Genomic DNA, 8,340 nt, shown 5'->3' on the forward strand with positions numbered 1-8,340 from the left:
TCGAAGAACAATGCTGCCTGCCCCGGTGTCTGCGCCGCTTGCGCCTCGAACAAGCCATGAATCGTCTGCTCGCTCGGACAGTCCGCTTCCGTATCTCCCCACACACGAAGAATTTGCTCGCGTTCTTGCTTAGTCAATACATCCAGCTCACGTACAGGAATATCTGGGTTCGCCACCACTTCCTTCAGCAGCTGCATCAGGTGTCCTTGAATTTGCTCTATACCTTCGTGTTCAAAGACCTGTGCATTGTAGCCAAATCTCATCTGGATTGTATTCCCTGGCATAACGATCAAATTGAAATCATAGTTCGTTTGCTCGACCGACTCAGCTCCCGTAACAGTGAAGCCGGCTTGCTTACCATCACCCAGCTGTTCAATTCCTTCCTCCACTGGATAATTTTCAAAAATCATTATATGGTTAATCAAATCTTGCTTGAGTTCTGACAAGCCCTGAATTTCATACAGCGGGTACGTGTCGTAGGCATGGGAAGCCATAGATTGCTCCTGAATTTGCTTCATCACTTCTGAGAATAGACTTTCCTCGCGGCTGCTGATGCGTACAGGCACCGTATTAATGAACAGACCGATCATATGCTCTACATTCGGAATATCTGCCGGGCGTCCAGAGACGACACTGCCAAACACAACATCATCCGTACCGTTATATTTTTGAAGTAAAATGCCCCACACCGTCTGTATCAACGTATTGATCGTCACCTGATAATGCTGAGCAATCCTCTGAATTTGGGTCGTCAAGTCTACCCCCAGATCAAAACCATGCCGCTCCGCATGATGACCTGTTTTGCTCTTCATATTAGCTTGAGGTAAATGAGCCTGCTCTTCATATCCGGCCAGGTATGTGCTCCAGTAATTTAAAGCTGCATGCCGATCCTGCTGCTCCAGCCATTCAATATATTGACTATACGGCGTTACAGGTGCCAGCTTCGGCTGTTTATGGGCAAGAATTGCAAAGTAGCTCGCAAACACTTCATTGGTCACTAGCGACAAGCACCAACCGTCCATCACAATATGGTGGAAGCTCCATACAAAACGATACGAATCCTCACCCGTACGCAAAATAGCTATACGCATCAAAGCATCCTGTCCCAAATCAAAACCTCGTTGCTTGTCTTTGCGCATAAATTCGAGGATATAATCATTCCGCTTCTCTTCCTGCACCTCATGCAAATCTTCCCAATATAGCTCACTGCGCTTATTCCGGTACACAACTTGAAGAGGTTCATCCTTCCAGCCGCTGTAGAAATTCGTCCGTAAAACAGTATGTCGTTGCACCAGCATATCCAGACTCGCGGCAAACGCAGCAATATTAAAGTGTCCTTTCAGATCGAAGGATGCCTGTTCAAAATACATCTCGGATTGCGAATCCATCAGGTTGTAGAACAACATACCTTTCTGCATGGGTGTTAACACGTACACATTTTCCAATTCACCTACCGATGAGGCTTGCTCCGCCATTTGCTCTAATTCCCCGATCGTCAGGCCCTTAAAGGACACATCACTCGGTGTCAGCTCCGGCTGCTCTTGAGCGGCGCAATGCACAATCACTTCTTGTAAAGCGGATTGCAGCAATCCTACCACGCGTTCTAGCGTTTCCTTACGATACTGCTTGCGGCTGTAAGCGATCGTCAGTCGCAATGTACCCTCTGAGATCATCGCGTTCAAATTCAGCGTATATGGCAATCTCGATTGGGGATCATCCGTCTCGCCTGCTCCATACGACGACAATGTGATGCCGCTGTTTTGTAAATCCTGGTCCACCTGACCCAAATAGTTAAAGCCGATTTCCGGTTCTGCTAAAATTGTACGTCCATGTTCCTCGGCAGACGCTTCGGACAAATAGCGCCAAGTGCCGTACGTCAACCCTTTATGCGGAATCTGGCGCAAGCTTTCCTTCGTTTCTTTGATTCGCTGTGCCAGCGTCAGTCCTGAGCCCGTTTCCAGCAGTACCGGATACAAGCTGGTAAACCAGCCAACCGTACGTGTGATGTCTACATTGGAAAGGATCGCTTCCCGGCCATGACCTTCTAGGTTCACCAGCACATGATTTGTCCCCGTCCAGTTATGAATTGCCAAACCTAGCGCGGTCAGGAGCAGATCATTGACCTCTGTGTTATAGGCGTGATGCGCTTGTTTCAAGAGCTGCTGTGTTTCACCTTCCGTCCATTCTACGGTTAGCACTTCGCTGTCCGTGTTCAAGGATCCGTCATAGGCAAAATCCTTGGGTAGTGAGGCAGCGGACGCTTTGGTCAGTTCGAGTTGCTGCCAGTATGTTGCGTCAGACTCGGCTGCTGAGCTGTTAGCATAAGCTGACAGCTCGCAAGCCCAGGATTGAAAGGAATCTGTTTTGAGTGGGAATTGTACAGGCTGGTTCTTGCTTGCTTGCTTGTAGCCTGTGGAAAAATCCTCAAACAGAATCCGCCATGATACTCCATCTATCACTAAATGGTGAACGGCTATCAACAAATGGTCGCCATCAGCACAATGAAACAAACCAAGCTTCACCAGAGGTCCTTCGCCCAGGTTGATGCTGCTTTGAATTTCAGTCGCCTTCGCTTCAAGCTTCTCAGTATACGTCGTTAGTTCAAGGAAATCTGCGGTTTCCAGCGTATACAATGCGCCTTCCTCTACACTGCGTGTCCAAGCTGCATAACCGGATGTGGTCTTGTGGAAAACCGTACGCAACGCATCATGATGCTTCACGATATGATCCATGACCCGGCGAACTGCCGTCTCGTCAAAGCCTGCAGCGCTATAGAGCATTACATCCTGATTAAAGTGCTGCGGACGCCCGCGTTCCTGCGAAAAGAACCAGTGCTGGATCGGGAGTAATACCGTCTCTCCGCTCACTTCTCCCTGATCCGCGATTCGACTGATCTCACGAATATGCGGTGCCAGTGCAGCTATCGTTGGATACTGGAACAAATCCTTCATGTCCAGTTTGTAGCCTTTCTGGAATACACGGGACGAAATTTGGATCGCCTTGATCGAATCTCCACCCAGGTCAAAGAAATTATCCAATAAACCAACGATTTTCACGCCCAGCACCGACTGCCAAACCGCCACCAACGCCCGTTCGGGCGCTGTTCGAGGCTCTGCATAATCAACTCCTCTTTGCAGACTGCCTTCTGGTGCTGGTAATGCTTTTCGGTCGATTTTGCCGTTCGGACTCAGTGGCATCTGCTCCAGCTGTACAAAGTACGATGGCACCATATAGCTTGGCAGCTCCCGGCCCAGCTCACTTCTCAGCTCGCTGGCTCCGAGCTCTTGCCCGGCGACGTAGTACGCCACCATTTGTTTTTGGCCTGTTTCATCTGCACGGGCCATGACGACCGCTTCTCGTACCGACTCCACCTTCAGCAACTGTGATTCGACCTCGCCCAGCTCGATCCGGTACCCCCGGATTTTCACCTGATGGTCGATCCGGCCCAAGTACTCGATGTTGCCATCCGGCATCCATCTCGCCAAATCGCCTGTGCGGTACATCCGCTCATAGCCTGCTTCGCCTCCGGTAAACGGATCAGCAACGAATTTCTCCGCTGTCAGCTCCGGACGGTTCAGATAGCCTCGTGCTACGCCTACACCGCCGATGCACAGCTCCCCTGCAACCCCAATCGGCTGCAATTGCTCCGTGCCTTCCTTCACGATGTACAGACGGATGTTCTGAATCGGTTTTCCGATCGGAATAACCGCATATTCCTCCGTCGGCTCGCAATCAAAGTACGATACGTCCACCGTCGCTTCGGTTGGGCCATACAGGTTGATTAACTTCGCTCCAGCGATTCCTGACACGAGTTGTTGGAACCGTGCCACATGCTGTGGCGGCAACGCTTCCCCACTGGCAAACACATGGCGCAGCGTTCCCAGCTTCGCTTGTATCACTTCCTGCGGCTGCTGCTCCACATACTCCAGGAACGCATGCAGCATCGCTGGCACAAAGTGCATCGTACTTACGCCATCGCGGGCAATCGTGTCGACGATGTCCTCCGGATTCTTTTCCCCGCCAACCGACAGCAGGCTCACCTTCGAGCCGACCATCGACCACCAGAACAGCTCCCACACGGATACGTCGAATGTGAAGGCAGTCTTTTGCAGGATCGTATCCTCCGCACTCAAGCCGTAACGATCATGCATCCACAAAATCCGGTTCAGCACGGAATGGTGCTCAACCATAACGCCCTTCGGTTTTCCAGTCGAGCCGGAGGTGTAGATCACGTAGGCTACATTCTGTGGCCCCGCCAACGGTTCCAGATTCGAGCCATCTTCATGGTAAATATCTTCGCGATCCAGTACCAGCACCATGCCGTCAAAGCTCAGACTTGCCTGCTCTGCCAGACGCGATTTCGTCAATACCAGCTTCGCTCCTGAATCCTCCAGCATGAAACGGATACGGTCCGCAGGATAATCCGGGTCAATTGGCACATATGCGCCGCCTGCTTTGAGAATCGCGTAGATCCCTACAATCATCTCCAGCGAACGTTGTACCAGAATGCCCACCGGCTGATCCGGTCCAACTCCTTCCGCACGCAGCGTCCGCGCCAAACGATTAGCCCGCTCGTTCAGCTCGCGGTAGGTCAACGCCTCTGATCCGAACAGTACTGCCACCTGATCCGGAGTTAGCGCCGACTGTTCTTCGAACCACGCACTCAGCGTCTGATTCTGTGGATAAGCTACTGCTGTATTTCCCCAAACCTCAAGGATTTGTGCTTGTTCTTCTGGTGTCACCAATTCCAGCTCATTCACGCGAATATGCGGATTGTTCACGATTTGCTCAAGCACATGCAATACATGTCCTTGCATACGCTCCACGGTAGCCAGATCATACACATTGGCGTTATATCGGAATATGATTTGGAAGACTTCACCCGGTATCACCATCAAGTCCAGATCATAATTTGTCTGTTCCACAACCTCAACATTCGTAATCTCAAAAGCTGACGGTTGCACCTCTCCAATCTGCTCGACCTGCTGCTCCACCGGATAGTTTTCAAACACCATAATGTGATTGATCAGGTTCTGCTTCTGCTCAGTCAACGCCTGAATTTCATACAACGGGAAGCTGTCAAATGTCCCCGAAGCCAGCGCCTGCTCCTGCGTTTTCCGCATGATTTCTGCAAAAGTGGCATTCCGTTCGCTTTGAATCCGGACCGGAATCGTATTGATGAACAAGCCGATGATGCTTTCTACACCAGGTATATCGGACGGACGGCCAGATACGACACTGCCAAAAATTACATCCTCATTATTGTTGTACTTCTGTAAAATAAGGCCCCACATGCTCTGCATCAGCGTATTGATTGTGACCTGCTGCTGCTTTGCAATCCGGTTCATGGCTTCACTCCATGTGCTGTCTAGCTCAAACGTTAGTTGTTCAGAAATATACTCAGATGACTTGGTTGCTATAGATGCTGGATACTCTTCGTTGTCTTCAGTCTGATCCTTCCGGGAAGTATCTTTTCCAGGTAACAAGGTCTGCTGCTCAAAGCCTGCCAGATAGCTACTCCAGTAGTCTCTTGCCGCACGTTCATCCTGACGCTCAAGCCATTTGATATATTCTCGATAAGATGTGACCATCGTAAGCTGTGGCTGCTTTTGCTCTAGCAGCGTAAAGTACGTACCGAACACCTCGCCTGTGACCAGCGACAAACACCAGCCATCCATCACAATATGGTGGAAACTCCAGACCAAGTGATACGTTTCTTCTCCTGTCTGCAAAACCTTTATACGCATTAACGTATCGGTATCCAGTTCAAAGCCTCGGACTTGATCTTGCATTTTGAGATTCTGGATATAGGTCTTCCGCTCCGCTTTCTTCATTTCGCGCAGATCCTCGAAGGCAAGCTCACTGTCTTTGTGACGAATTACCATCTGCAATGGCTCCTGATCTTGCAAGACATGAAAGTTTGTCCGCAACGTCTCATGCCGTTGTGTTAGCACATCTAAACTCTTACGAAAAGCACTCACGTCAAAGCTACCCTGTAAATCAAACGAGGCCTGCTGAAAGTACGCGCCCGACTTCGGCTCCATCAAACTATGGAAAAGCATTCCCTTTTGCATGGGCGAGAGCGCATAAGCATTTTCCAGTTCTCCTACAGGGGCCGTTTGCACGGTCAGTTGTTCCAACTGCTCCAGCGTCAAGCCTTTGAATAGCACATCACTTGGCGTCAGCTCACTCTGTTCTTTGAAAGCGCAATGAACAATGACCTCCTGCAGGCTTTCCTGAAGCAAGCCTGCAAATTTTTCCACATTCTTCTTGTGATACACCTTGCTGTTATAGCGAATTTCCAGCGTCAATACGCCTGCCGTTATTACCCCATTTACATTAAGTGGCTGTTCCAAAAGGGTGCTGTCACTTATTGGCTCCCCACCCTTATGCGAAGAAAACACGATATCGCTATTGTCCAGATCCTGATCAAATTGTCCCAAATAGTTGAAGCTGATATCTGGCTGGAACGTCAAAGCTTCTAGGTTCACATCCTGAGACAAGTATTTCAAAATGCCGTAGCCAATGCCCTTATACGGCACATGACGCAAGTCTTCCTTCACTCGCTTGATTCGCTGCCCTATGTCCACGTTGCTACCCACATCAAGCAGCACTGGATATTGGCTCGTAAACCAGCCTACTGTGCGTGTAATGTCGATATCCGATAGAATAGATTCCCGTCCATGCCCCTCCAGATTTACCAGCACACGCTCCTGACCGCTCCAGTTATATAATGCCGTCCCAAGTGCAGTCAGCAGCAAATCGTTCACTTCTGTGTTGTATGCGCGATGCGCCTCTTGAAGCAACAGTCGTGTTTCCTGCTCGCTCCAAACTGCCGTCACCATCTCGCTGTCTCTTATCAGAGAATGTTCTCCTTCAGTAATCTCATGATCTTTAGGCAATGGTACTGATTCCGTTTGGGCAAAATTCATCCAGTATTCCCGCTCGGATTCGAAGGCAGGACTGTTGGCGTATTCGGACAAACGCTCTGCCCAGTTCAAGAAAGAGTCCGTTTTGAGTGGCAAACGAATCTCATCACCTCGAACGACCTGCCCATACCCAGCTGCAAAATCTTCGAACACAATCCGCCATGAGATGCCATCCACCACCAAATGGTGAACTGCCATTAGCAGATGATCCCCGTCCGCACAATGAAATAGTCCCAGCTTCAACAGTGGTCCTTCGTCCAGACGGATCGAACTTTGGATGGCATTTGCTTTCGCTTCCATCGCCGTCGCCACATCTTCGGGGTCTGCTACATTCGTCAAATCGACAATGTCCAGACTATACAGCTCACCTTCGTTCAAGCCACGGTTCCACGCTTCATATCCCTGTTCGGTCTGACGGAAGACTGTGCGCAACGCATCGTGATGCTCGGCAATTTTGGCCACCGTTTGACGCAATGCAGCTCCATCAAAGCCTTGTGATCTATACAGCATCACCGATTGATTAAAATAATGCGGTTCTTCTGATTGTTGTCCAAAGAACCATTGCTGAATCGGGGTCAGTGTGACCGCCCCGGATACTGTCTGCTGATCGGCTGTACGGCTGGCCTTGTGTACGTGACCACTCAGCAGCGACACGGAAGGATATTGGAACAGATCCTTCATTTCCAGCTTGTAGCCAGCTTGCAGCAATCGGGAGGATACTTGGATCGCTTTGATCGAGTCGCCGCCCAGATCAAAGAAATTCTCCAGAATCCCGACTCTCTTCGTGCCCAATACGGCCTGCCATACCGAAACCAACGTCTGCTCCAGTGCTGTACGTGGCTCTATATAATCCGCTCCGCTTTGCAGACTATCTTCCGGTACTGACAGCACTTTGCGGTCAATTTTACCATTCGGTGTCAGTGGCATGTGCTCCAGCTGTACGAAGAATGAAGGCACCATGTAGTTTGGAAGTCCTTCGCCCAGTAAGCTGCGCAGCTCACTTGCACTCACTTCACGTTCTGCCACATAGTACGCCACCAGTTGGTTTTGCCCTTGCTCGTTCCCATGAGCCAGCACGATCACTTCTTGTACGGCTTCTACCTTCAACATGTGCGCCTCAACTTCACCCAACTCAATCCGATAGCCCCGAATCTTCACCTGGTGGTCGATCCTGCCCAAATGCTCAATATTTCCGTCCGGTAACCATCTTGCCAAGTCCCCTGTCCGATACATCTTTTCGTACCCCGCTTCTCCAGAAGCAAACGGATTTGGTACAAAGACTTCATTTGTTAAATCGGGACGATACAGATACCCACGCGCCAGACCTGCCCCCGACACACACAGTTCCCCAGCTACGCCCACGGGTGCCAGATGTCCATATGCATTTACGATATATACCCGGTGATTCGGC

General features: G+C 50.2%; 1 protein-coding gene. It reads right to left on the minus strand.

The genetic code is table 11. The features are described 5' to 3' along the window. The coding region (locus tag ACIFQM_RS24065) for an amino acid adenylation domain-containing protein (protein ID WP_430066299.1) at positions 1 to 8,340 on the minus strand (8,340 nt) is incomplete at both ends.

The sequence above is a fragment of the Paenibacillus sp. NRS-1782 genome (assembly GCF_050467685.1).
In the GTDB taxonomy this organism is placed as follows: Bacteria; Bacillota; Bacilli; order Paenibacillales; family Paenibacillaceae; genus Paenibacillus; species Paenibacillus terrae_A.